This is a genomic window from Litchfieldia alkalitelluris, assembly GCF_002153425.1.
GTDB classification, from domain to species: Bacteria; Bacillota; Bacilli; order Bacillales; family Salisediminibacteriaceae; genus Evansella; species Evansella alkalicola.
Map to the genome: position 1 here is coordinate 1,901,357 of NZ_KZ119600.1, position 24,456 is coordinate 1,925,812.

At 33.9% G+C, this 24,456-nt stretch carries 32 protein-coding genes; all 32 read left to right on the top strand.

Annotated features, from left to right (window positions below):
* Positions 1-21: 21 nt before the first annotated feature.
* The 32 genes from spoIVB to BW724_RS09120 all read left to right on the top strand — a co-directional run bounded on the left by spoIVB (position 22) and on the right by BW724_RS09120 (position 24,453).
* Complete coding sequence (gene spoIVB, locus BW724_RS08970; protein ID WP_088074904.1) at positions 22-1,305, top strand: SpoIVB peptidase; 1,284 nt, start codon at positions 22-24, stop codon at positions 1,303-1,305.
* Between the two features lie 224 nt (positions 1,306-1,529).
* On the top strand, positions 1,530-2,321 hold the full coding sequence (gene spo0A, locus BW724_RS08975; RefSeq protein WP_088074905.1) for a sporulation transcription factor Spo0A: 792 nt from the start codon (positions 1,530-1,532) through the stop codon (positions 2,319-2,321).
* A gap of 190 nt (positions 2,322-2,511) precedes the next feature.
* Positions 2,512-3,471 (top strand): tyrosine-type recombinase/integrase, encoded by a 960-nt coding sequence (locus BW724_RS08980; RefSeq protein WP_088077789.1) that lies wholly within the window; start codon positions 2,512-2,514, stop codon positions 3,469-3,471.
* 158 nt (positions 3,472-3,629) lie between these two features.
* Complete coding sequence (locus tag BW724_RS08985; protein ID WP_088074906.1) at positions 3,630-4,424, top strand: helix-turn-helix domain-containing protein; 795 nt, start codon at positions 3,630-3,632, stop codon at positions 4,422-4,424.
* Positions 4,425-4,438: 14 nt separating this feature from the next.
* Positions 4,439-4,582: a hypothetical protein gene (locus BW724_RS23570; RefSeq protein ID WP_176371353.1), complete on the top strand. Its 144-nt coding sequence runs from the start codon at positions 4,439-4,441 to the stop codon at positions 4,580-4,582.
* Between the two features lie 4 nt (positions 4,583-4,586).
* Positions 4,587-4,793, top strand: a complete 207-nt coding sequence (locus tag BW724_RS08990; protein ID WP_088074907.1) for a hypothetical protein — start codon at positions 4,587-4,589, stop codon at positions 4,791-4,793.
* A 224-nt stretch (positions 4,794-5,017) separates the two neighbouring features.
* Positions 5,018-5,836: a hypothetical protein gene (locus tag BW724_RS08995; RefSeq protein ID WP_088074908.1), complete on the top strand. Its 819-nt coding sequence runs from the start codon at positions 5,018-5,020 to the stop codon at positions 5,834-5,836.
* Positions 5,837-6,026: 190 nt separating this feature from the next.
* On the top strand, positions 6,027-6,293 hold the full coding sequence (locus BW724_RS09000) for a hypothetical protein (protein ID WP_088074909.1): 267 nt from the start codon (positions 6,027-6,029) through the stop codon (positions 6,291-6,293).
* On the top strand, positions 6,221-6,865 hold the full coding sequence (locus BW724_RS09005; RefSeq protein ID WP_176371354.1) for a hypothetical protein: 645 nt from the start codon (positions 6,221-6,223) through the stop codon (positions 6,863-6,865). Before BW724_RS09000 ends, BW724_RS09005 begins: the two co-directional genes overlap by 73 nt.
* A 37-nt stretch (positions 6,866-6,902) precedes the next feature.
* On the top strand, positions 6,903-7,103 hold the full coding sequence (locus BW724_RS09010) for a DUF5659 domain-containing protein (protein ID WP_088074911.1): 201 nt from the start codon (positions 6,903-6,905) through the stop codon (positions 7,101-7,103).
* A 246-nt stretch (positions 7,104-7,349) separates the two neighbouring features.
* Positions 7,350-8,525, top strand: coding sequence for a hypothetical protein (locus tag BW724_RS09015; RefSeq protein WP_088074912.1), 1,176 nt, complete (start codon positions 7,350-7,352; stop codon positions 8,523-8,525).
* A gap of 25 nt (positions 8,526-8,550) precedes the next feature.
* Positions 8,551-11,157 (top strand): hypothetical protein, encoded by a 2,607-nt coding sequence (locus BW724_RS09020; RefSeq protein ID WP_140354942.1) that lies wholly within the window; start codon positions 8,551-8,553, stop codon positions 11,155-11,157.
* 636 nt (positions 11,158-11,793) lie between these two features.
* Complete coding sequence (locus BW724_RS09025; RefSeq protein ID WP_088074914.1) at positions 11,794-12,381, top strand: hypothetical protein; 588 nt, start codon at positions 11,794-11,796, stop codon at positions 12,379-12,381.
* A gap of 1 nt (position 12,382) precedes the next feature.
* Positions 12,383-12,862, top strand: a complete 480-nt coding sequence (locus tag BW724_RS09030) for a hypothetical protein (RefSeq protein WP_088074915.1) — start codon at positions 12,383-12,385, stop codon at positions 12,860-12,862.
* 232 nt (positions 12,863-13,094) lie between these two features.
* The gene (locus BW724_RS09035; RefSeq protein WP_088074916.1) at positions 13,095-13,340 is read left to right on the top strand and encodes a hypothetical protein; all 246 of its coding nucleotides are present in this window, start codon (positions 13,095-13,097) and stop codon (positions 13,338-13,340) included.
* Positions 13,341-13,423: 83 nt separating this feature from the next.
* Positions 13,424-13,675, top strand: coding sequence for a hypothetical protein (locus BW724_RS09040; RefSeq protein ID WP_088074917.1), 252 nt, complete (start codon positions 13,424-13,426; stop codon positions 13,673-13,675).
* A 5-nt stretch (positions 13,676-13,680) separates the two neighbouring features.
* A complete protein-coding gene (locus tag BW724_RS09045) occupies positions 13,681-13,938 on the top strand; it encodes a hypothetical protein (protein ID WP_088074918.1) in 258 nt (85 codons plus the stop codon).
* A complete protein-coding gene (locus BW724_RS09050; RefSeq protein ID WP_088074919.1) occupies positions 13,931-14,254 on the top strand; it encodes an HNH endonuclease in 324 nt (107 codons plus the stop codon). The genes BW724_RS09045 and BW724_RS09050 overlap by 8 nt, the downstream gene beginning before the upstream one ends.
* Positions 14,255-14,360: 106 nt before the next feature.
* Positions 14,361-14,720, top strand: a complete 360-nt coding sequence (locus BW724_RS09055; RefSeq protein WP_088074920.1) for a hypothetical protein — start codon at positions 14,361-14,363, stop codon at positions 14,718-14,720.
* The gene (locus BW724_RS09060) at positions 14,717-16,405 is read left to right on the top strand and encodes a terminase large subunit (protein WP_088074921.1); all 1,689 of its coding nucleotides are present in this window, start codon (positions 14,717-14,719) and stop codon (positions 16,403-16,405) included. Before BW724_RS09055 ends, BW724_RS09060 begins: the two co-directional genes overlap by 4 nt.
* A gap of 32 nt (positions 16,406-16,437) precedes the next feature.
* Positions 16,438-17,655, top strand: coding sequence for a phage portal protein (locus BW724_RS09065; RefSeq protein ID WP_088077791.1), 1,218 nt, complete (start codon positions 16,438-16,440; stop codon positions 17,653-17,655).
* Positions 17,615-18,250 (top strand): HK97 family phage prohead protease, encoded by a 636-nt coding sequence (locus BW724_RS09070; RefSeq protein ID WP_088074922.1) that lies wholly within the window; start codon positions 17,615-17,617, stop codon positions 18,248-18,250. The genes BW724_RS09065 and BW724_RS09070 overlap by 41 nt, the downstream gene beginning before the upstream one ends.
* The gene (locus BW724_RS09075) at positions 18,250-19,389 is read left to right on the top strand and encodes a phage major capsid protein (RefSeq protein WP_088074923.1); all 1,140 of its coding nucleotides are present in this window, start codon (positions 18,250-18,252) and stop codon (positions 19,387-19,389) included. The genes BW724_RS09070 and BW724_RS09075 overlap by 1 nt, the downstream gene beginning before the upstream one ends.
* A gap of 15 nt (positions 19,390-19,404) precedes the next feature.
* Positions 19,405-19,680 (top strand): hypothetical protein, encoded by a 276-nt coding sequence (locus BW724_RS09080; protein ID WP_088074924.1) that lies wholly within the window; start codon positions 19,405-19,407, stop codon positions 19,678-19,680.
* A 6-nt stretch (positions 19,681-19,686) separates the two neighbouring features.
* Positions 19,687-19,977 (top strand): head-tail connector protein, encoded by a 291-nt coding sequence (locus tag BW724_RS09085; protein ID WP_088074925.1) that lies wholly within the window; start codon positions 19,687-19,689, stop codon positions 19,975-19,977.
* Positions 19,977-20,282, top strand: coding sequence for a phage head closure protein (locus BW724_RS09090; protein ID WP_088074926.1), 306 nt, complete (start codon positions 19,977-19,979; stop codon positions 20,280-20,282). The genes BW724_RS09085 and BW724_RS09090 overlap by 1 nt, the downstream gene beginning before the upstream one ends.
* On the top strand, positions 20,275-20,724 hold the full coding sequence (locus tag BW724_RS09095) for an HK97-gp10 family putative phage morphogenesis protein (RefSeq protein WP_088074927.1): 450 nt from the start codon (positions 20,275-20,277) through the stop codon (positions 20,722-20,724). The genes BW724_RS09090 and BW724_RS09095 overlap by 8 nt, the downstream gene beginning before the upstream one ends.
* The gene (locus BW724_RS09100) at positions 20,711-21,076 is read left to right on the top strand and encodes a DUF3168 domain-containing protein (protein ID WP_176371355.1); all 366 of its coding nucleotides are present in this window, start codon (positions 20,711-20,713) and stop codon (positions 21,074-21,076) included. Before BW724_RS09095 ends, BW724_RS09100 begins: the two co-directional genes overlap by 14 nt.
* Positions 21,077-21,094: 18 nt before the next feature.
* Complete coding sequence (locus BW724_RS09105) at positions 21,095-21,694, top strand: hypothetical protein (protein WP_088074929.1); 600 nt, start codon at positions 21,095-21,097, stop codon at positions 21,692-21,694.
* A 51-nt stretch (positions 21,695-21,745) separates the two neighbouring features.
* Positions 21,746-22,225: a hypothetical protein gene (locus BW724_RS09110; RefSeq protein ID WP_088074930.1), complete on the top strand. Its 480-nt coding sequence runs from the start codon at positions 21,746-21,748 to the stop codon at positions 22,223-22,225.
* A 59-nt stretch (positions 22,226-22,284) separates the two neighbouring features.
* On the top strand, positions 22,285-22,539 hold the full coding sequence (locus BW724_RS09115; RefSeq protein WP_205160363.1) for a hypothetical protein: 255 nt from the start codon (positions 22,285-22,287) through the stop codon (positions 22,537-22,539).
* 21 nt (positions 22,540-22,560) lie between these two features.
* Positions 22,561-24,453 carry a hypothetical protein gene (locus BW724_RS09120; RefSeq protein WP_088074932.1) on the top strand — a complete coding sequence of 631 codons (1,893 nt, stop codon included), beginning with the start codon at positions 22,561-22,563 and terminating at the stop codon, positions 24,451-24,453.
* Positions 24,454-24,456: the final 3 nt, after the last annotated feature.

Genomic DNA, 24,456 nt, shown 5'->3' on the forward strand with positions numbered 1-24,456 from the left:
GAAGCGAGGAGAGTGAAGAGGTTGAAAAATAATATCGTACGAAAGAGTATTGGTGCAATTCTCCTTGTAATACTGTTCTCCGCTGCTTTTTATCCTCCAATTCAACAATTTGTTCAAATGCCAAATCATCTAGTGGTATTTGAAGGTCAAGAGTATGATGTCCCAACAGCACTACCTGCAATCGCATCAGATGATTCAATTGAAATTAGTGAAGAAGCTGATGGAAAAAGAACGATTAAAGGAATTCATTCTCAATCTGAGAATACTGCCGTTTCATTTGGCGTAGGTAAATTTCCCCTTAGGTCAATGGATGTAACTGTTTTACCTGAAAAAAAGGTTATACCTGGTGGACAATCCATTGGAGTAAGGGTACAAACGGAAGGTGTGCTTGTAGTTGGACATCACTTGATTGAAACATCAGATGGTAATGTGTCTCCAGGAGAAGATGCTGGTATTAAAGTTGGGGATATGATTACAAAGATGGATGGGGTCAAAATTGAGGAGATGACGGATATTAATCCTGTTGTACAGGAATTTGGAGAAGCGGGTGAGCCGATTAAAGTGGAAATAAAAAGGGATGGAGAAATACAAGAGACAGAATTATCTCCAGTGAAAGGTAAAGGGGATAACTCATTCCGCTTAGGTTTATATATCCGAGACTCAGCAGCAGGTGTGGGAACAATGACATTTTATGATCCAGAAACAAAAAATTATGGAGCATTAGGACATGTAATTTCTGATATGGATACCCGAAAACCAATAGAAGTGGAATCTGGACAGATCGTTAGTTCAAATGTCACTTCCATCGAAAAAGGGATGACTGGTGAACCTGGAGAAAAATTAGCTAGATTTTCTAATGACCGAAAAGTTTTAGGAGATATATTTAAAAACAGTTCATTTGGGATATTTGGGACATTGCATGAAGATATAGATAACGGTTTAATGAATGAACCGATGGAAATTGGTCTTTCTCATCAAGTGGAGGAAGGACCAGCAGAAATTTTAACAGTGGTAGATGGTGACAAAGTAAAGCGTTTCGATATTGAAGTTGTGAGTAGTACTGAACAAAAATTTCCAGCTACAAAAGGGATGGTAATAAAGGTTACTGATGAAGAGCTGATCGAAGCGACCGGTGGTATCGTTCAAGGTATGAGTGGAAGTCCAATCATACAGAATGACCGAATAATAGGTGCAGTAACACATGTTTTTGTAAATGATCCGACAAGTGGATATGGCTGCCACATTGAATGGATGTTACAGGAAGCAGACATTGATATATATGGTAAGGAAGAAAAGGCGAGTTAACACTCGTCTTTTTTGTGTTATACTTACGATATAAAGATTTTTCGACAAAAGTGTAATTTGCGTGTGGTTAATTATCGAAAGTGGTCGAAAACAGGAGTAAAATCTAATAAATCAAAGAAAACATAAGTTTTTTTAGAAAAAATTAAAAAATTAAAAGGAATTCACTCTTAACTGTCGAATTAGTGAAAGACGATAAATAAACAAAGGATTGGGAGGAACTATTTGTGGAAAACGTAAGAGTATGTATTGCAGACGATAATCGCGAATTAGTTATGTTATTAGAGGATTATATTAATTCTCAGGCTGATATGGAGGTAGTTGGAAAATCCTATAATGGTCAGGAGTGCCTTCAATTAGTTGAGGACCATGAGCCTGATGTACTTATACTTGATATTATTATGCCGCATTTGGACGGATTGGCAGTTCTTGAAAAGTTAAATGAAAGACAGTTAGTTAAGCGACCAAATATTATTATGTTAACGGCATTTGGACAGGAAGATGTAACAAAAAAAGCTGTTGACTTAGGGGCTTCTTATTATGTATTAAAGCCATTCGATATGGACACTTTAATGAACAAAATAAGAGATGTAAGTGGAAATGCAACTTCTTATGTGAAGGCACCACCATCTGCAAATTCATCTGTAAAAAAAGAAAACAAACCTTTAAATTTAGATGCGAGCATTACAAGTATTATTCATGAAATTGGTGTTCCCGCACATATTAAGGGGTATATGTATTTAAGAGAAGCAATTACAATGGTTTATAATGATATTGAACTTTTAGGATCCATTACGAAAGTATTGTATCCAGATATTGCGAAAAAGTATAATACGACGGCAAGCCGTGTAGAACGTGCAATTCGACATGCAATTGAAGTTGCTTGGAGTCGCGGCAATATAGAGTCCATTTCTAAAATGTTCGGTTATACTGTAAGTGTAACAAAGGCAAAACCTACTAATTCGGAATTTATTGCGATGGTTGCTGATAAACTGCGCATTGAACATAAAGTAAGTTAAGACCAGTAGTACCAAGGGTTAAAGGGTGATGTAAAAAATAGGAAAGGTGACACTAGTTACCAATAAACTTCTTTTTTACATGATTTTATACCAACTAATATCTCATTTTAAAACAATTATTAATAAGCCTTCTATTTATTGGATTTTGGATAAATCTAATGGATAGGAGGCTTTTCTATTGTCACGAGAAATGGATTTAATGTTGGATAGTTTTTTACTCTATTGTGATTCCAAAAATTTATCACGAAAAACACTAGCCAGTTATCAGCAGACTTTGCAACTATTTCTTTTGTACCTGAAGAATGAACACAACTTGGATGATTTATCTAGGGTCAAGACAGCTCACCTACGAGCCTATATTAAGTTTTTACGTGAGCGTGGAAAGTATAGCGTAACAGCTAACAAAACTTCTGAGAAACGAAATTTCCCTTCTCACAGAGGGGATTATAAAAAGGAATTGTCACAAACAACGATTGCTAATTACGTTAGAAATCTGAAGGTGTTCTTCACCTTCTTGCATACGGAGGGGGATATTCCCACTAATCCAACAAAGCAAATTGAGAATATCAAGGTAAAAAGGAAACCTAAGCAATTATTAAGTAAAGATGATTTAAAATCCGTATTAAGTACGTTTGATATTTCTGTTTTTCACCAATACAGGTCATACATTCAAGTTAAACTTTGCCTTGATACTGGTTGTCGTGCGAGTGAAATCTGTGGATTACTTCCGCAGGATGTGGATCTAAAAACAAACACGATTCGAGTTGATGGTAAAGGTGGGAAAGAACGTTTCGTATACTTCTCTTTCAAAATGAGACAAGAGTTAAAACGATGGATGCAATATAGAGACAGGTTTAGTGAATCAGAATATTTATTTCCAACAATAAGAGGTACTAAATTAGATATTCGTAATTTTGAGCGTACTGTTAAAATGGCTGGAAAAAAGGTAGGAGTGGATTTACACGTCCATCAATTACGCAATACCTTTGCAAAGTATTATTTGCTTAATGGAGGCGATTTTGCGACTTTGAGCAAAATTCTTGGTCACTCTAGTGTGGAAGTTACCATGAAAGCCTATTTAGACTTTAGTGATCAAGAGATAGGTAGGAAGTATCATAAGCATAGTCCAATAACTGGATTAGATTTATAAAACAAAATAAAATGGCCCGATAGGAATTGCCGTTCCTAACGAGCCTGTGTTTGCTGAGTAGCAAACCCTACTAATCATGTATCCTAATTATATCATGTTCCATAATTTAGGACAAGGGTTAATCCTGCTCTCAGCATATTAGAGGAGGATAATTTGTTATGCAATCAGAACAATTGCGTTATTACGATGATTACATTCATTATCAATCGTTTGATGACATTGAACAATTAAATGAGGCAGTCCGCCTTTCTTGTTATTACTACGCAGATCAATTAGGGAAATCACCAGTAGTAGTACTTAAATTACTCTCACGCTTCTCCTGTGTCATTCCAGGTGTAAGTTGGATGAAAGTATCTACTATAGCAAAGCATATCGATAAGAGCGAAAAGACGGTTAGACGTGCTTTAAAGACATTGGATGATTTAGGTATCATTAAACGGATTCCTACTGTCAGAAAGCAAGGTGGACGAGGTTACGATATTTGCATTATACAAGATGTCCAGTCGCTAATGTCTAGTCGTACAAACCGTGGAAGTCTAACAGAGAGTAAGGTGGAAAAGGGAGAAAAGCAAATAGAAACATTAACATCTAATAACCAAAGAACTTACGTAAGAGAACCGAAATTAAATGAATTAGATGCTTCTTTTATACCTAATTCTTATTGTCCAGAAGAGTTTGTTACAGTAGCTAAACCTTTTATGAATGCTAAAACTATATCTGATTTATGGAAACGTGTAGAGATTGCATCACATAATTGCAAAATCACAGATGTAAATGTAATAATCCCACAAATCATAAAGCAGTTTAAAGGTACAGTTTTCATCATGAAAAATAATCCAAACAAAATCAAGTGTCTGTATGCATATTGGTACGTTAGTATAGTGCAAATAATGCTCCAGTATCAACGTGAACAATACTTCCAAAATAAACAATACAACTGGCTCACAGCCTAAAAAGGAGGTGTATCATGATAGGTGTTGCATATATGCAATCATACGTGGATTTAACACAAGAGGATACAGAAGCATACCACAAAGCCGTAGAGGACTTTTTATCCGATGTAGACCTAATCAGTCTAGATCAATACGACAACTTGTTAAAAGGGGAGTAGCAGCATGGCAAACTATAATTTACCACCAATGTTAAAACAGTACATCGAAAAGAATTTTACTGAGGAAATCATTAATTACAAAGCACACAAACACAACCTGTCAGAGATACAGGAGTTATTGAACTGGATGAAAAATGACACCAACATAAATACAGTTCATATGCAAAAACAATTGGATTTCACGATAAGAAACATGAAACGGTTAGGGTGATCATTTTAGGGTGTGTTAAACCCTTAGCATACCCTAATAACCCTATAATTGAGATACGATAAAATTTTACTTTTATTGGATAGTTTACACAATCACCAAAAACCGAACATTAAACAATATTAACGTATTATAGTTCGGTAATAGGTTGACTATTTCTAATTATTGGTGTAAAATGTAGTTACTAGGCAGTAATTCATATAATAACTACGGGGAGGAGGGACAAAATGTTTTGTGTTATTCAAAAAGTTAAAAATAAAAAACAAAATGAGTATGGAGCCAGTAAAAAATTAATGGTTGACAACCACACATATTCATTTGATGGACTAACAGTAACTAAATGGGGTTATAAATTCTCGCCAGAAAAGTTTGAAAGACCTGTACTTGATGCGTATAAGATAAGCATCCATAAAAGTTATCGTGAAAACGGAAAGGTAAAAAAGAAACAGTGGTCAATCTGTACAATGAGTTACTATGATCTCCTGGAATATTCACTGTATGATTGTACTTCATTCAGCATTAAGGATAAGGCAGAGGATATGGGTATCTCAGTAGAGGAAATTTACGATATGGTTTACGAAAAATTAGACCCTATTATTGACGAAGTAAAAAAGGAATTTGAACAGTCTGAGGAATACAAAACAAAAAAGAAGCACGATGAAATACTACATAATTATAGAGAGACAAAAAGAAAATTTGAAGAAAAGTACGGTACAGATTCTTATGATTTGTGCTATGACATATTCGGTGTGTTAAAAAATAAAAACACATTAGATGCGTTGGAAATGCAATATATCAATAACCAATTTGAAAAAAAGAAGTCAGAACAAAGTAGTTACTACGACAATTCTAATAGTAACTACAGTTATAATGATTTTGGTGGTTACTTTAATATAAATAATAGCAGTAACTACACAGATGATGAAAAGAAGAAATTGAAGAAAATATTCAGATTAGCATCGAAGAATTTTCACCCTGATGTTGTTGGTGATAATGGAGACATGCAAAAGTTTCTGAATAAATTAAAAGATGACTGGGGCATCTAAAATACTCACAGCAAATAGCCATTGACTAATAATGTCAATGGTGTTAAAATTAAATATTAGGTATCGCCTGTACACTTATATTAAGTTTACCATATGAATAATAATGGTGTAATTAGATAATACCAAATAAATTATTACTTGTAAAGTTTTTAGACAAATTTATTTTAAAAAATTATAAGGGGATGAAGAAATGGAGAATATCTTTGAGGTTAAGCAACATCTAAACGATATAGAAACAGAATTAATACAAGCAAAAAAAGACATGGAGATTATGGTAAACAGACATGAATACCAATTGGCAGGTGTACTACAAAAGGTTGCGACTGCTGGAATGAAATACTTTTATAACCAAGTTAATGGCATCGAAAAGAAGAATTTAATCAAATGCTACTTGATTCACCTATCGAATTTGAACCACAAGACAAATACAGTGTCTTTAATCAATTTGTATGGTTAAAACGATATTATTCTCTTTATAGTCAGTTGCGTGATTATAGGATTGAACAAAAAGACTCATTTACCTCACATTTCAAAGAAGAAATAAACCAAATCAAAAATAGTCAGTTTGTCAATCAACAATCAATAAATGATCAACTACATATAGTCAAAGGCTTAATCCGTGATATTGAGGATATGCGAGTGTCATTAAGTTTAGATGGTTATGGATTAGTATCTGCTTATATTAGCGCACATGGGATTAATAAACATGATCTACTACAAGTAATAAACGTTAATAAGGATAAATTTACAACGGATGCTATAAACGAGGCTCCCGAAGTATTAACGTATGAGGATTTTACCAGTTTAATATTCGTCCACAGAATCGAAAAAGATGATGATTGTTACCTATTTGAGTTTATGTTTACAGAGTTTTTTGATGCTATGGATAAAAGTCCAAAGTTAAAACAATCAATGAGTAAACTAACCGATGATTTGTTTCCAGGATTGCAGAAATACAATGCCACTTATGATGAGTTTGGGGATATTACATCAATGGAACAAATTTACGAGAAACCTAGATTGGTATAAATTACTAGTTGACTTGTAATTTAAAGGAGGTGATTTTATGACACACAGTTATTATTTCTGTTATTCCAAAAGAAAATCAGACTATTTAGTTTCGTTCGGATTTAAACCAATCACAATTGCAATGAACATGAGTAGTCGTAATGTATTTTCTCTATTTCACAGAACGAAGGAATTAGATCAAGCCATACATAATTATGACCAGCAAAATGATGTTAAAAATAACACGAAATTTCTGTAGTGGAAAAATCATGTTAAAAATCACATCATATTACGGAAAAAGGATGTTAAAAATAACATGATTTTTCCAAAGTAGTCGGTAAAACGATGTTAAAAATAACATGAAATTACACAGTATTACAGATATACCTAGAAATACAGATAAACCTTACTTACAGATAAAAAGCGAGTAGGTAAGTAAGTATTTTTTCTTTTATTTATTGTTTTATTTTGTTTTTTTAAAATTTGAAAGGAGAAGAAGCTATTAATGAAGCCTTATATAAAAATTTACAATTGTCTGTTGGAGGAGAAGTCAGAGTATAACTTAACTGTAGAAGAATTTTATTTGTATTGTTTATTAGACACCTTGAAGAATATAGAACAAAAAGTAATTGTGAATGTGGATTTGATTTATTATGAATCATTAGATTTAATTCCATTCTTCAGCAGAGAAACAGAAGCAAAGAAGAGGATTAGGGAACATTTACAATCACTAGTGGATAAGAAGGTTATAGAAATAACAAACAATAAAGAGGTAAATAACAAATCAAACCTACATATTAGACTATCATCCTTTAAGGGGTATGATGGATTATCATTTGACCAGTTTAGAGAGTTTACCAGAATGATAGACTTGTATATTCATTGTATTGTAGCACGATTTGATAATGATAAATTTAATGGTTTTAGGTGTAATTACGCTAGATGGTCAACTATTTTAAACTGTACTGAAAAAACAGCTAAGAGAACAATAAAGGATTTAGTGGATAGGGAAATTATTTATAAGAATACTGGTGATTACATAAGTGAAATGGTTAATGGGCGTGATCAGAAACGGCAAGATGATAACACATATCGTATCAATCCTTTTTCGGAAGAAGAAAAAACACATATCCAAAAGAAGATTGAACATAGTGAAATTGTTGAGGAAGTTGTTTCTGAAAAGATCAATGATGCAGCAGTAGAAACAATAGGCGAAAATGATAAGTTTTCTAGCGTGATCGAAAAATCAATTATTAGTTTTAGAGAATTTGAAATTAAAGGTAAGCCTAACTTTCCTGATAGTGAAGATTATTATCAATATTTTGTTGCGAAGGAAGCATTGAAAAATAACTCGGCCACGAAACAACAAAAGGAACTATTAAAAGAAGCAGACAACAGAATCAATATATTGTTTAGTAAAGAGGGTTCGAAATACCTTGCTAAAAAAGAGATGGATGCAGGAGAGGAGCTGTTTTACAGTAAAGATCATTTAAATAATGAAAGTAATAGTTTAATCTCAATCAAAAAGAAAATCGATGATGCAAAAAAGAAACGTGAGAAAAGTAAGAAGAAGCAAGAGGAAGATAGTATTGATCTTATGAATGAACTAATGACAGACTTTGATGAACAGGAGCCTAAGAAACTCAGCCCTTTAGAAAAAGCAGATGAATTATTTGGATGAAAAAACAAATAAGAGGAGTGGTTGTTTGAGTAAATCAGTTAATGTAAATAAGAATCTTAGTAAACAGGTATTTATTTATTCCATAAGTACAGATAGTTTTATGAGTGCTGAAGAACAAAGTATACATAATCAAATAATGAAGTTTCGAGGGTATAAAAATAAATTGAAGAAGTATACTGTTGATTGCAAGAGACGAAAGAAGTTTATTAATACACATATTAACTCACTCCAGGGAGAACTAAAGCGGATGTTAGATACCAATACTAATATTCGTACTCTAAGACAAGATACACTTAATGATTATAATAAAATTTCACAATTTGAATCTGTGTTAGTGAGAACACTTGGAATTACTGAAAATGAAACAACAACAGATATTATTGTGATTAGAGCTTATCATTACTCCATATTTAAAAGCATAGTGGAAAATGGGTTTATTACTGAATCAGGAGAAGAATACCAATACTTCACTTCTTCTGCCGGTGGTATTAGAAATAAGAAGTCAGTTTTTATCAAGAAAGATGTGCTTAAAGCAATTCAAAATCCATTGCTTGCAGGATTGACAGTGGATAGAATAAATAATAATGGAGGAATGAACGTTAATAAATGGAATGCATATACAGCTCTAACTATGACAGCTTCTATTCCATTTGAAAATTTTAATATAGATGAATGCGTAGTTGTTAATGATTTTGAAACATTAGTTACTGGGGAAGTGGATCATATTGATTCTAAAACATATGAAATTGTTAGAGGGGAAAGGGCAGTATTGATACCTCATACTGATGGTGCAGGGATATGTTTGCCGAGTGTTAGTGATAAGGCTATACAAATTAGAATGCCATACTTTAAGGGGTTATTAATTCCAACACCATTTACTGATTTTATCAATGTTCATGAGGGTGCTAGTCCCATTATCAAGGATATTTACGGCAAAGAGTGGAACGTAATAGAAGATAAAATTTCCATACTATTTACCAGGTCGCAATTCAAAGCATGGAAATATTTCGATAGTTGGGATGACTATAAGAAAGCATTTAAGGAATATCAGTGTGAAGCAAGTATAGCTAATGAAGAACAGGAAGATCATGATGATAAGACATTAAATTACCAGATGATCCAAACGCTCACAACAATGACTGATGACGAATTAAATGACATTGCTTCAAGGTCGGCAAGTGATATTGCGAAAATGGGAAATGACCTTGGGGTGATAAAGTCATCATTAGGTGTGACCGAAGAGAATAAAAGTAAAAATAGTTTGCAGCAAGCAATTGAAATTTATCCTAGTCTTATAAATGACAAACATGTGAAAGAAGTTATCCGTAAAACTCAAAAATCCATGATTAAACGTGCTAATGCAGGTAAGTTGTTACTAGATGGAAATAAAAGAACGTTTATTTCACCGGATGTATATGCTTTTATGGAATGGTTGTTTGCTGGCATAGAAAAGCCTAGTGGCTTGTTATCTAATAGTGAGGTATCTTGTAGGTTATATGAGGATGGTGAAGAGTTAGATGTACTCCGTAGCCCACATTTACATAAGGAGCATTCTGTAAATACAAATGTACTAAATGATAAGATTAAAAAATATTTTATTACAGATTGTATATTCGTATCTTCCCATTCACTCATGTCGAAAGTTTTACAGTTTGATGTGGATGGAGATGAAGCCTTAATTGTAAATAACAAAACCATAGTCAATAGAGCTAAGAGGGAAATGGAGAATATTGTACCATTGGATTATGAGTTAGCTTCAGCGAAACCATCTACAATAACAAACGAAAACATTTATAAATGTTTAATTGCTGCTTATGGAAAAAATATCGGTGAGGTCAGTAATCAAATCACGAAGGTATTTAATAGCGATACTGTAGATGAGGATTCATTAAGAGTTACATCTTGGTTAACTTGGGAAAATAACGCAATCATCGACTATGCGAAAACGTTGTGGATGCCTAAACGTCCTCCAGAGATTGATAAGAAAATAAAACAGTATACGAAAGGTAAAGTGCCGTACTTCTTTATTCAAGCAAAGGATAAACTTGAAAATGAAGTTGAAGAGATAAATAATAGTGTGGTAAATAGACTGCAAAAAAATAAAATTATCCAATCCACCAGGAAGCATATTAAGTTTAAAGAAGTAGTAGATCCTTTCGATTACACAAAATTGCTATTTAACGAAAGTGTTAATATTGAAACAGAAATGGCCCATAAAGTCATTAGTGAATATGAGAGGTTAAATAGGAATAAGCATTGGCAAATCAAAAAGCAAGCAAAGATTCAAGACAAGAGTATTAAACAAGTTAAATTTCATGTTATCAAAAAAATAAGGAATCAACTGAGAGAGATTTTAAATGATGATATCTACATAACGGATGTCCTAGTTAAATACTTACATATGAAAGAAAGCAAGAATAATAATCTATTGTGGGATTGCTTTGGTGATGTGATTGTGTGGAATCTAAAACGAAATATTGATGATGTTGTAGAATGCTTAGATTGTGGTTGCCATGCAGATAAAACGAAACAGAGGCAAATAAGGTGTAATGAGTGTCAAAAGGAGCGTAACAAGAAGCTAGAGCGTATTAGAAAGCGGAAAAAACGTGCTGAGAAAAAAGTGTCCGCATGAGTTTCCTTCAAAAAAATAGAAAGTCAAAATAAACGTTACATATCAACGTTTTTGATTAGTCTATGATTATATGAAAATAGTACTCTAAAGGGAAAAGAAGGTAATGAGCTAACGGATCAAAGAGGGCAACATTCTTGCCTTCTTTTTTCTTTCATAACTTGTCTATTCAATCAAATTTTATCATGTGTAGAAATGGATTACAACAATTTTTATTTATTTTTTAAAAATTTAATTTTTCGTATACGATTCCGTAACTATAACTAATAATATTCGATTTAGCAAGGGAGGTCAAGTATTTTTGGATAGAAAATCTAAAAAAGTTGGTGATAAACAAAACAACAAACCAAAACGAATTAAGTACGTGTTAGATCAAAGTGGTGTAGTTGTTAGTGTTGAACGTGTTGAGTAAGTGTGATTTTAAATAAATGCAAAATGAACAATAACAGGTGATAGCGTGAGTTCTTTTTGTGTTTATTTAAGGTTTATACCGTATGGATCATGAGTCTGTACGCTAGTGGTTAAAAGTTAAACCTCCTGTAGTTTAGTTGAGACGAGGTAAGGAGAAAGCACCGCCAGTGATGGTTGAAGGTGCTTTTTTGCTTGCCCTAAAAATTAAACGAAAAGGGGAAATGTTAGATGAAAGAGATTTTAGAAAGTACGTTACCATTACCGGAGTTTGATAAACACTACCGAATAGATATTGAACTAGGACGAATTTACAGTTTATTAAGTGGAAAGTGGTTGGGGCAAAAAGCAAAGGGAATTAGAAAAAATGGATATTTGATGACTACGCTTAAACGGAACGATGGAGCAAGAGTTGGCATGTATATTCATGAAGCTGTTTACTCTGCATGGAAACAGGAGCCAAAAAGTTCATGGAGAGAAAATTCTTATACTACTGATAGAGAAGGAAACTTAATTCCATTCCCATTAACGATTAACCATAAAGACAGGGATAAACTAAATAATAATTATAATAACCTCGAAAAAATCATACATAAGGAACAATTCACACCAGATGTTGTAGAGGATATTAAAAGTAAAAAAAGACGTCTGACTAAAGATGAAGTAATCATGATCAGACAAGAGTTTGCAGAATGGGAAGATGGTAAAACAAATTTCTGTTTAATGATGAAGGATAGACTAGGAGTTTCTTTTAATACGATTGAATCAGTAATTAATTACAAGTCACATAAGAATGTTAGATTGGAGGGTGATGAGTAATATGTACATAGCAGAATATAGACTATCCAATTGGAATAAGATTTCGAATCATGAACACATAGAAGATGCAGTAAAAGCAGCACAAGAATACATAGATATGGGTTATCCGATGGGTTCCGTGAGAGTTGTTCAAGTTATGGATGTGGAGTTTAAGAGCAGTAAAAAAAAGGATATGGTAAAGCAAGTTAAAGAATGGGAGTCGAAACTTGAAAAGATGATGCTAGAAGCATGGCAAAGAAACGATAAGGAATTAGGTAATGAGATGCTTAAATTGTTTGAGCAGATGATTGTCGTTAAAGCGGCGAATACAATTGATGATAATACATACCAAATGATTCAAAATAAAATGGAAAAGTACTTTAGAATAGATAAATACTTAAAAACTAGATACATAACTGTTGAGGGTAATATTGATCCTGATTTGTATGAGCGGATAGCGGAGAAGGTTGCAACCGGTGAGTTACTTAGAGGTGGTAACTAATGAAGATGCCATTAACTAAACATTGGTGCTTAAACAAAGATTGTGACTTTGAAGTAACAGATCATAAAATGAGAGACGGTTTAAAATGTCCAAAGTGTAAAGGTTTAACAAGCCTTGAATATGTGAAAAAAGATTGTACATAATTTCTACAAATAATTGAAAATACTTACATAAATCTTGTCCATATTTTCCCTTTTACCTGTATAATATTGGTAGGAGGGAGGTGGATGGGATGGATAGAGAACAAATAAAATTGGACATACTTATTAAATTATCAAAAGTACAAGAATTAGAAAGAAACGTCTATTTCTTTATGTTTGGTAAGTACAATGATTACACTAAAAGTGGGGAAGATTACATCGGAGAAAAAATTGATAAGTATGATAAAGAAATATCTGAGTTGGCTTCAAGAGAATACGGAATCTCAGAAAAAGAAGCTGGAGATATTTACACAAAAATTGAAATGTTGTTACATTAGTTTTTAAGCCGATAATAATTAATAAATCTAAGTCACTCTCTTTTCGAGGGTGGCTTTTTCTTTTTGTTTTGGAGGGATAGAAGATGAACCTATACAGAGTTTACAACGGTTATGAGGCAATTGTACCGATACATATTGAGGTAATAGCATCCACGGAAGATAGGGCAGAAGAGATTGCTAAGAAAATGTTTAAGATGGAAGCAGTCGTATCGAACTTAGAAGAGGACATAGACGAAGAGATTGAGTCTGATTTTTGGACTGATTTAGAAGTTGAGTTTGTACATGAAATTAGGGAATTAGATCGAGAGTTTGTAAGTGCTTTGATATGGGAGTGAAGTAAATGGATAATGGTAGATTAATTGGAATGATACTAGGTGTATTGTTTATTACTTCTCTATCTGTATTGATATGTGGAGCTATTGGATATGGAGTAGGATATTTAGTTGGTGTTACGAATAAGTGGATATTTGTTTGGATTGGTGTGGGGGTAGCATTTGTCTACAGTACTGTAAAGGGTGTAAAGATTATTTACGCTTTACGCAAAGTAGAAAAGCAGTTTGGTAACTTTAAAGGATTAAGGTTAGTAAGAAATGGCTAAGGAATATGCAAAGAAGTTTTATAAATCAGTAGCGTGGCGCAAATGTCGTGACGCTTATTTTGCTTCTCAATTTGGATTGTGTGAAGGGGATAAATGTAATAATCCTGGAAAGATAGTTCACCATGTGGAGTACATAACACCTGAGAATATTAGTGATCCAAACATTACTTTAAACTTTGATAACTTAGAATTACTTTGTCAAGACTGTCACAATCGGGAACATCATGGTAGTGGTGAAGAAGTAGTAAGGGATGGATTAGAGTTTAACCAGTATGGTGAGTTGGTGGAGGTTGTTGATACTCCCCCTATAAAATAACGCTCATATACTTCTCTAAGGACCGAAGGGGGACTTTCGAAAAACGCACAGGGGAAATTTACATAACCCCCTCCCTAAAAAACTATGAAAGAAGGTGGTGATATTTGTGAGGAATAAGGAACTTACACCGAAAGAAAAAGAGATAAAAAAAGAGATAAGTAGACTTAAACGGATTTTAAAACAATTGGAAAAAGATAAATTGTCAACTGCTGAAGGATTAATTCATGAAGCGGCTTTCATGCGTGTCACACTTCAAGAGTTAAAAGATGACATTAACAATAATGGTGCTGTTGATGAAATGGCTCAAGGTGACTATTCAATTTTGCGTGAGAGTCCGGCAGTAAAAACCTATAACACTATGATACAAAGATACACAACTGTGTGTAAGGAACTGTTTAACTTACTACCAAAAGCACCACCTAAAAAGGAAAGTGATGGGTTTGAAACATTTGTGAATGACAAATGAGGAAACAGTATCCTTTAACGTATAACCCAATCATTGAATATTACAATCAAATTGAAACAGGTCAGGTAGTAGTTGGTTATAAGATTAAGAAAATTTATAAGAAGTTAGTAGACGATATACACGACAGTGATTCTGTATATGTATATGATTCCAAAAAAGCTAATCATGTAATCGAATTTATAGAGAACTTTTGCAAACATAGTAAAGGGAAATGGGGAGGTAAACCTATTGATCTTGAATTGTGGCAAAAAGCTTTCTTAGCAGCTTCATTTGGATTTGTACATAAGATTGATGGAACAAGAAAGTATCGTGAAGTTTTACTTGTAGTAAGTAGAAAAAATGGAAAAAGTACAATTGCCTCTGGTATTGGTTTATACTTGCAAGTTGCTGATGGTGAAGCTGGTGCAGAAATTTATGCTGTTAGTACAAAAAAGGATGCAGCAAAGATAGTGTGGCTAGAAAGTAAGCGAATGGTAAAGAAATCACCAGTCTTATTAAAACGTATTAAACCATTAGTTGCAGAGATGGTTAGTGATTGGAATGATAGCTCATTTAAGCCATTAGGGAGTGATAGTGAAACACTGGACGGTCTTAATGTTCATGGAGCGATAATGGATGAAATACATGCATGGAAGGATAAAAACCTCTATGACGTAATTGTTGACGGCACTAGTTCAAGGGAACAACCGATGATATTCATGATCACTACTGCTGGTACTGTCAGAGAGTCCGTTTATGATATGAAGTATGAAGAAGCTGAAATGTTATTAAATGGTATTGATGATGACAATGGATATAAAGATGACAGATTCTTGCCTATCATTTATGAAATTGATAAAAGGGACGAGTGGACTAATCCTAAAATGTGGCAAAAGGCTTCACCAGGTTTAGGTACTATTAAAAAGATTGACCAATTAGAAACTAAAGTAAATAAAGCTAAAGCAAATCCTTTGTTGGTAAAGAACTTACTGACAAAGGATTTTAACGTTCGTGAAACTTCAACTGAAGCATGGTTAACGTTTGAACAGATAAATAATACTGAAACGTTTGACTTAAAGAAACTTCAACCTAGTTATGGAATCGGTGGCTGTGATTTGTCTCAGTCTGTAGATTTGACTGCTGCAAAAGTAATTTTCATGGTTCCAGACAATCCTAAAATTTATACCATGTCTATGTATTGGCTTCCAGAAGATTTATTAGAAAAAAGAGCAAGCGAAGATAAAATTCCATATGACATTTGGTATGATATGGGGCTTTTACGTACTACTCCGGGGAATACAGTACATCCAAAATTTGTGACGGAATGGTTTTTAGAAGTCAGAGATAATCACGGAATTTATTTACCTTGGATTGGTTACGATGCGTGGAGTGCAAATTATTGGGTGGAGGAAATGTATGGACATTTTGGACAAGATGCAATGAAACCTGTAATACAAGGTAAAAAGACGTTGTCTAGTCCTATGAAGTTACTTGGGGCAGAGTTAGAAAGTAAAAACATTATCTATAATAACAATCCAATTGATAAATGGTGTTTAACTAACACTTCTATTGATATGGACAAAAATTTAAATATTCAACCTGATAAATCTAAGAATCAACGAAAGAGAATTGATGGAACGGCAGCACTGTTAAATTCTTATGTTGTACTTCAAGACAATAAAAATGATTACCTCAATATGATTTGATGAAAGGGGGTGTGATATTGGAAAAACGAAATATGTTCAGTAAAATTTTTGGCAATAAAAAACAAGCAGAATCTACTTTTAAACGTTTTGAGTTAATAAATGATTCCAGTACCACATTTTATTCGTGGGATGGCAACTTGTTTGATAATGATATTGTCAGATCGTGTGTTAGACCTAAAGCAAATGCGATTGGCAAACTAAATGCCAAGCACATCCGAGGCCATGATGAAAATATGGTTATTAATCCTGATCCTCATATTAGGGAGATTTTACAAAATCCAAATCCTTATATGAGTATGCAGGATTTTTTAATGAAAATGATTCTTCAAAGAGAGTTGAACCATAATGCTTTTGCTTATGTGAAAAGAGATCCACTTGGTCATCCAGAGGAAATTTATCCTTTACCAGCTTCAAGTGTAGAATTGCTTGAAAAAGGTGGAGAAATGTTTGCCAAGTTTCGCTTTAGAACAGGTAAATACATAGTTGTTCCCTATGAAGACATTATTCATTTACGAAAAGATTTCTATGATCATGACTTTTTTGGTTCTGGTGGAGTGCATGTATTAAAGCCAGTAATGGAAGTAATTACTACAACAGATCAAGGTGTAGTTAATGCTATTAAAAATAGTGCAGTTATTCGTTGGTTATTAAAGTTTAAAAACGTTCTTAAGCCTGAAGACAAGAAAATTCAAGTAAAAGAGTTTGTAGATAATTATCTTCAAATTACTAATGAAGGTGGTGCTGCGGCAAGTGATCCACGTTATGAAGTTGAACAAGTAAATAATGAAAACTATGTTCCAAATGCTGAACAAATGGAAAAAAGTGTACAACGTTTGTACGCATATTTTGGTGTGAATGAAAAGATTGTACAAAACAAGTTTACAGAAGATGAATGGAATGCTTTTTACGAAAGTGAACTTGAGCCTCCAATCATTCAATTGTCAAATGCATTTACTAATGTGTTTTTCACAAAGCGTGAAAGAGGTTACGGTAACAAAATTTTATTCGAGTCTTCTAATTTAGCTTATGCGAGTATGAAAACAAAACTTTCGTTGGTTCAAATGGTAGATAGAGGAGCATTAGTACCAAATAAGTGGAATGAAATCATGGGCTTACCTCCAGTTGAAGGTGGTAACAAGCCTATTCGAAGGTTAGATACTGCAACAGTTGAGGATGGAGATAAGTTTGTAAAGGAGGTAAATAAAGAAAATGAACAGCAATCCGATGGAGAAGATTCAGGGGCTAATTGACAAAGGTAGAGATTTTAGACACTTTGCAAACTTTGAAATTCGTTCCCTTGAAGAAAGTAAGGAATTGTATGTGGAAGGTTATGCAGTTACCTTTAATGAACCTACTGTCTTATTTGAATATGATGGTGTCCAATACAAAGAGCAGATTGATGATAGGGCGTTTGACGAAGCAGATTTGTCAGACGTTATTTTTAATTATAATCATGCTGGTAAGGTGATGGCACGAACAAGAAACAAAACATTGCAGTTACATACTGATAGTAAAGGTTTGTACATAAAAGCAAGATTAGATGGAACTGAAGAAGGTAGAAAACTTTATGAAGAGATTCAAGGTGGTTATATAGACCGTATGAGTTTTCAATTTAGTGTAAATGAATCTGCTTATGATAGTGACAATCATTTAAGGACAGTTAGAAAAGTAAAAAAACTTTATGATGTTTCAGCCGTGGATATTCCGGCTTATGATACAACTTCCATTTATGCACGTTCACTTTTGGATCTGGATAGAGCCGAAAAAGAAAAGCTGGATAGCTTGAATGAGCAAAGGAAGCGAAAAATTATTTTATTAAATCAAATTATTGGAGGTATTAAGTAATGGATAGAAAAACAGAAATTGAAAAACGCATGGGTGAAATCACTGAATTATTAACTGGTGATCAAGAAGTAAATATTGATGAGTTGGAAACAGAGGTTCGTAGTTTGAAAGATGAGTTAAAAGAAATTGAGCAACGCTCAAAGCGTGAAGCAATGGCTAAAGAAATTCAAGATGGTAAAACAGAAGTAAGAACAATTGAACAACCGAAGGAGGAAATTAAAGTGAATGAAATTGACAAACGTGGAAAAGATTTAGCAGAAAAACGAGCAGTTACTGTATCTAGTGGTGATATTGTTACACCAACACATGATAAGGGAACAATTAAAGAATCATTTAACCAAGTATCTACACTTTTAGACCGTGTAAGTGTTGTGCCATTAGATGGTGGAGAATCGTATGAAGCACCATTTGAAATTGAACACGGTGAAGGTAACTATACAGAAGAAGGTCAACCTTATTTTGATACAACTGTAGAGTTTGGTTATGCTTCAATTAACAAAACTAAAATCACAGCTTATAACGAGATCACAGAAGAAGTGTTAAAACTTCCAAGAGCAGATTACGCAGGTCGAGTAGAAGGAAGTGTAGGTAAGGCGTTACGTAAGAAAATTACTAAAGAAATTCTTGTAGGTAGTGGTCAAGCTGGTGAATTTACTGGAATTTTCTCTGCAAATGCAACTGCAATTAACCCTGCTACAGATTTGGAAATTGGGGATATTGATAAAGATACACTAGATGATATTATTTATGCTTATGGTGGAGATGAGGATGTAGAAGACGAAGCGGTTTTAATCCTTTCTAAGCATGATCTACGTAAATTTGCAGCAGTGCGAGATGACAATGGTCGTAAGTACTACGATATCGTTAACAATGGTAACACTGGTAGAATTAACGGTGTTCAATATGTAATTAATAGTGCTGCTGGTTCATTATCAACTGCTGACGATGGAGATTACCTAATGGCGTATGGCCCATTATCTGCATATGAAATGGCAGTATTTTCTCCAACAGAGTTAAAGCGTTCTGATGATGTTAAATTTAAAGAGGGTATGATTGCTCACCGTGGTTCTGTATTTGCTGGTGGTAATGTTGTTAAGTTTAATGGATTCTTACGTGTTAAAAAAGCTCCTACAGTTTAATAGGGGTTGATTAATTTGAAAATTAATGTAATCAGTGCCTTCACAGATAGTCTTTCAGGGAAATTTTATAAAAAAGGTGACACGTTTAACTATGAATCTGAGAATTTAGAGCGTGTCACTTTTTTAATTGAAAAAAAGTTTCTTGAAAAGAAGAAGATTGTAATACATAACAAAAAAGAGGAAGTACCTTCTAAGCCTATACATGTAGGTGCTGGATGGTACGAACTTCCAAATGGTGAAAGGGTAAGAGGTAAAGAAAGTGCACTTGAAGCATTTAAGGGGATGGAGTGATATTAAATGTTAGTTAATGACATTAAAAATCTCCTCAGAATTAGCTCTTCTAACAGTGCTTTTGACTTAGAGATTAATGATTTAATAGAAACGGCTCGACAGGAATTAATACTGTCGGGCGTTTCTTCTGAAAAGGCTGATAGTGAAACCGATCCATTAATTAAAAGAGCAGTATCAGTCTATGTCAAAGCGAACTTTGGTTGGGATAATCCTGATAGTGATAAATTAAACAACTCTTTTAACATGTTAAAAAACCATCTTTCATTATCAATCGAATATACGGAAGGTGATGTTTAATGTTATGGCGAGATGTGGTTGATTTAATATTAATAACTAATGGAGAAAACGAAATTGGGGACGTTGTGGAAACAGAGACTAAAAAGCAGGTATTTGCTAATAAAAAGTCTATTCGTCAAAGTGAATTCTATCAAGCTATGGTTACTGGTTTAAAACCTGAACTAATGTTTGAGGTTAGATATGAAGACTACAACGAAGAGCAAAAGCTAAAACATGAGAATAAAACATATCAAATAACTAGAACACATAGTAAAAACGGCGAAATAATTGAACTGGTCTGCCAAGGACTGAGTACCAATGGCTAGGATACCACGGACAGTTAAAATCAAAAAAGATGGAGTGGAATTCACGTCAAATGTGGACAAAGCTAACTTTCTGATTCATGAACTGATTCGTGCAGCATTAATGGATGTTGCCAAACTGTTACGTAGAAGATTGTTGCAAAAGGCAAGAAAAATGCCAGGTATGAGAAGAAATAGGAGATTAGGTAAAGCCTTTCAATATTGGGTAAGAAGACGTGAAACAGACTTAATCTTTGGTTCAAAACACGATACTTGGTATGGTGCAGATCAAGAATTAGGTACACGCAATCAACCTGCAAGAGGCTTAATTAAAGGTACTGTAATGGAGAATATGGACGATATCAGACGTATTCAAGGACAGTATTTAAGCGCAATTGAAGCAGAGAACAAAGCTATAGGGTTAATTGATCCCGACAATGAAGGTGATAACGATGAAAATGATTAAAATTCGTAAAGATATTAAAGCCTTCTTGAAATCCTATCACCCTAGAATTCATCATGAAAATGCACCAGATGATGCTGAGTATCCATTTGTTGTGTACAACTTTCCTAATTCGGTTGACGATGGGAGCCTTGAAAACTTTGTACTCGAATTGGATATTTGGGATAACAAAGCAGACACAACTGAAATGGAAACGATAATTGGAAGTATAGACAAAGCACTACACAGGAGAACTGTTGCAATTGGTGATTTGTCTATGAGTTTTTATAGGGAAAACAGATTGGTAATTACAGATCCAGATAAAAGGTTAAGAAGAAGGCAATATGTTTACCAAGTCCGTACTTACGGAGAATAATGAAGGAGGTAATATATAGTGAGAAATAGAAAAGCAGTAGCGAAACCTCAATCAACACAGTTGGGAGAAGGTGTCTTAATTTACAATTTCAATCCTGATGATTGGAACGATGAAGAATCAGTAGCCTTTGGTGCTACGAGAGGCGGAGGTTCTTATAATGTTGAACCAACTAATAAACCAATTAGATTTGATGGTGACAACGGTGAGGACACAAAAGGGCTAAAAAGACGTGAAGAATGGAAAATTACAATTACTGCAAATGCTTTAGAGTTTGATCATGAGAAAATGCAACGATATATGCCAGGTACAACTGAGACAAAGAATCAAGATATACATAATCCAGCATATACAAAATACCGTCCAAAAGTAGACTTTGATGATGAAGACTACTTTGAAAATCTTGCATATGTAACACAAACAAAGAGTGGAGATGTAGTAGCGTATGTAATCGAGAACGTATTACCAGATGGAGCGTTTTCTGCTGCATTTAACGATAAGGACGAAGTGGTAGCAGAGACAACATTTACAGCTCACTTTGACCCTGAAAAAATGAATGAAGTACCTACATACATCGTTTATTACGAAGGATTAAGTTTAAATGAAGAAGATCAACAGTAAGGGACTATTTATTAGTCCCTATTTTTTATTATAGGGAGGAAGAGAAAAATAATGAGTGAACAAAAAGAATTAGAAGTTGTTGAACAAGAAGAAACTAAGATTGAGATACGAGATCCAAATTCAACCGATATTATGACAGTTTTTCGTGTTATTGGCAAGATGAAAATTAGAAAAGAGTTATCATCATTAGGTAAAAGAGTAGCTGAAATGAACAGGTTGTACCGTGAAGGGAATAAATTAAACTCTAAAGAAGAAAAAACAAATACTGAAACAGCTAAAGCACGTCAATTACTAGACGAAGCAGAAGAAATACAAACAGAGTTAGGAATGGAGTGGCCTTTCATTATTCTTGAAAATATTGATAAGGCTGAGGCAGATGTCTATAAGTTTTTAGCAAGTTTAATTGGAAAGTCAGAAAAAGAATACAAACAAATGCACGCAAGTAATACATTGCAAATTATCTTTGAAATTAAAAATAATGAACAGTGGGTAAAGGTTTTTACCGATGCCTTGAAATTGCTTCGAAAGTAAATTATGATTCCGAGGAATTATTAGACATTATTTTATCTAGGTATAATGACGTTTCTTATTTGATGTCACTAGATATTGAATGGATATTTGACCAATTAAACAAAGCAGTTTTCAAGGCAGAAGAAGGTAAGTTGTGGGAACTTTATAAAATAAATTTCTCAAAAATGAATAGCGAAAAGGATTATTATTCTTTTGAAGACTATAAAAAGAAATTGAATTTAATTGAAGGTAAAGAAGAGTTAGAGAAATTTGAAAGTAAAGAAACAGTAGAAGAAACATTTAACAAGTTAAAATCTAAAGTTGGTATGAAGTAGCCCTTTATAGGGCTTTTTATTTTGCCCAGAAAAGGGGTGATTACAATAGAAATTTTTAAGTTGTTCGGAAGTATTTTAGTTGATGATGACGAGGCTAATAAAAGTATTTCTCGAACTGAAAAGAACACAAAGTCAATGGGCGAACGTCTTAAAGGTGGTATTAAAACTGCCGCTAAATGGGGAGCTGGTTTAGCCGCAGGGGCAGGTGTTGCTGTTGGTGCAATGATTGGTTTAGCAAGTCGAGTAGGTAACACTGCTGATGAGTTGTTAGATTTACAATCAATAACTGGTATGAGTACCGATTCACTGCAAGAGTGGCGAAAGGTTACAGAAGTTGCTGGTGTTTCGACAGATGCAGTTGCTAGTGCCTCAGAAAAGTTAACCAAGAGTCTAACTGGAATGCAAAGTGAAACCCATAAGGGTAGAGTTGCAATGGAAAGCCTTGGTTATTCTCTAGAAGACATTGAAAATATGAACGCTGATGAGCGAATGGACGCATTAACTGTGGCACTTTCCGAAATAGAAGATGAAACAGAAAGAGCTAAAGTAGGTACTGACTTATTCGGTGGTTCTTGGAGTGATATTGCGCCTGTTGTAGATATGGGTGCTGAAGCAATGCAAAATGCAAAGGACTCTGCAAATATCATATCTGAAGATGATTTGAACAAAGCAAATGAGTTTCGTATTTCAATGGATAACATGAAAGATAGAGTTAACTTTTTCTTTATGGAATTGGGTATCAAACTATTACCAATGCTACAAACCTTCTTTGACTGGATAGAAGGTCATATGCCAAAAATAGAAGAAATTTCTAAAATGGTATTTGACGGAATAGGTATTGCAATCAATTTTGTCATTGAGTGGATAGGTAGGCTTATTGGTTGGTTGAGAGAGTGGTTTACCAATAGCCAAGAAACCATTCATGGAATAAAAGATGGTTTTATGGACTTTGTAGAAGGTGTGAAAGTAGCCTTTGAAACTGCTGTTGAGTGGATCAAATTTATCATTGAATGGGTGAAGCAATGGTACTCAGACAATGAAGAGATGATACAGGCTATTATTGCTGGTTTCCAGGAATTTGTAGGTGTAGTTGCTGATTTAATAAGTGGATTCGTCATTTTGTTGAAAAATATCATCAGTGGATTTATTACATTGATAGTCAAATGGTGGGGTATTTTCGGTGACGATTTGATTAATGTGGGTAAAAAAGCGTGGCAATTTATAGTTAATGTATTCAAGGGTGCATTTGACTTAATACGTGACCTCTTTAATGTTTTCGCTAGATTATTCCGTGGAGATTGGTCTGGAACGTGGGAGGCAATTCAAAATTTAATACGTAATTACACAGCTAATATGCAGAATATCATTAAATCAGCCTTTGATTTGATACTTACCTACATTATGATTCCGATAAACAAAGCAAGAGAATTTGTAGTTAAAAGGTTTGAAAATTTACTTACATACTTTGGTGGATTGAAGTCGAAATTTACTGGAAAAGTACGTGGATTATTTGATGGTGTTAAGGATGCATTCCGTGGAGCAATAAACTGGATTATTAAAAAGTGGAATGATTTCCAAATCCGTTTAGGTGGTCAAGAAGTAAGTCTACCATTTGGACAATCTTTTAGTATCCCATCTATAACCATTGATACACCTAACATTCCGATGCTTGCGAAAGGTGGTAACATCACTAGAGCAGGTAGTGTTTTAGTCGGTGAGGAAGGCCCTGAGTTTCTTGATTTACCTAAAGGTGCAAGGGTTACTCCATTAGATAGAGCAGGAGATTTATCAGACGGAGGGAACCATTATCATTTTGCACAAGGTTCTATAGTTCTTGATGTCAGTAAAATGCAAAAAATAGGAGATGTAGTTGAATTGATGGAAACATTACAGCAAACGGTGAGAAAGGGGTGATGG

Excerpts from the sequence above, each read along its gene's own strand:
- BW724_RS09095 (WP_088074927.1), top strand. The coding sequence starts at position 20,275 with ATGGCTAGGATACCACGGACAGTTAAAATCAAAAAAGATGGAGTGGAA.
- BW724_RS09025 (WP_088074914.1), top strand. The coding sequence starts at position 11,794 with ATGAAAGAGATTTTAGAAAGTACGTTACCATTACCGGAGTTTGATAAA.
- BW724_RS09005 (WP_176371354.1), top strand. The coding sequence starts at position 6,221 with ATGCTACTTGATTCACCTATCGAATTTGAACCACAAGACAAATACAGT.
- BW724_RS09010 (WP_088074911.1), top strand. The coding sequence starts at position 6,903 with ATGACACACAGTTATTATTTCTGTTATTCCAAAAGAAAATCAGACTAT.
- BW724_RS09000 (WP_088074909.1), top strand. The coding sequence starts at position 6,027 with ATGGAGAATATCTTTGAGGTTAAGCAACATCTAAACGATATAGAAACA.
- BW724_RS08980 (WP_088077789.1), top strand. The coding sequence starts at position 2,512 with ATGGATTTAATGTTGGATAGTTTTTTACTCTATTGTGATTCCAAAAAT.
- BW724_RS09065 (WP_088077791.1), top strand. The coding sequence starts at position 16,438 with ATGTTCAGTAAAATTTTTGGCAATAAAAAACAAGCAGAATCTACTTTT.
- BW724_RS09050 (WP_088074919.1), top strand. The coding sequence starts at position 13,931 with ATGGCTAAGGAATATGCAAAGAAGTTTTATAAATCAGTAGCGTGGCGC.
- BW724_RS09090 (WP_088074926.1), top strand. The coding sequence starts at position 19,977 with ATGTTATGGCGAGATGTGGTTGATTTAATATTAATAACTAATGGAGAA.
- BW724_RS09075 (WP_088074923.1), top strand. The coding sequence starts at position 18,250 with ATGGATAGAAAAACAGAAATTGAAAAACGCATGGGTGAAATCACTGAA.
- BW724_RS09040 (WP_088074917.1), top strand. The coding sequence starts at position 13,424 with ATGAACCTATACAGAGTTTACAACGGTTATGAGGCAATTGTACCGATA.
- BW724_RS09015 (WP_088074912.1), top strand. The coding sequence starts at position 7,350 with ATGAAGCCTTATATAAAAATTTACAATTGTCTGTTGGAGGAGAAGTCA.
- BW724_RS23570 (WP_176371353.1), top strand. The coding sequence starts at position 4,439 with ATGATAGGTGTTGCATATATGCAATCATACGTGGATTTAACACAAGAG.
- BW724_RS09110 (WP_088074930.1), top strand. The coding sequence starts at position 21,746 with ATGAGTGAACAAAAAGAATTAGAAGTTGTTGAACAAGAAGAAACTAAG.
- BW724_RS09035 (WP_088074916.1), top strand. The coding sequence starts at position 13,095 with ATGGATAGAGAACAAATAAAATTGGACATACTTATTAAATTATCAAAA.
- BW724_RS09045 (WP_088074918.1), top strand. The coding sequence starts at position 13,681 with ATGGATAATGGTAGATTAATTGGAATGATACTAGGTGTATTGTTTATT.
- BW724_RS08985 (WP_088074906.1), top strand. The coding sequence starts at position 3,630 with ATGCAATCAGAACAATTGCGTTATTACGATGATTACATTCATTATCAA.
- BW724_RS08990 (WP_088074907.1), top strand. The coding sequence starts at position 4,587 with ATGGCAAACTATAATTTACCACCAATGTTAAAACAGTACATCGAAAAG.
- BW724_RS09100 (WP_176371355.1), top strand. The coding sequence starts at position 20,711 with ATGAAAATGATTAAAATTCGTAAAGATATTAAAGCCTTCTTGAAATCC.
- BW724_RS08995 (WP_088074908.1), top strand. The coding sequence starts at position 5,018 with ATGTTTTGTGTTATTCAAAAAGTTAAAAATAAAAAACAAAATGAGTAT.
- BW724_RS09030 (WP_088074915.1), top strand. The coding sequence starts at position 12,383 with ATGTACATAGCAGAATATAGACTATCCAATTGGAATAAGATTTCGAAT.
- BW724_RS09085 (WP_088074925.1), top strand. The coding sequence starts at position 19,687 with ATGTTAGTTAATGACATTAAAAATCTCCTCAGAATTAGCTCTTCTAAC.
- BW724_RS09070 (WP_088074922.1), top strand. The coding sequence starts at position 17,615 with ATGAACAGCAATCCGATGGAGAAGATTCAGGGGCTAATTGACAAAGGT.
- BW724_RS09060 (WP_088074921.1), top strand. The coding sequence starts at position 14,717 with ATGAGGAAACAGTATCCTTTAACGTATAACCCAATCATTGAATATTAC.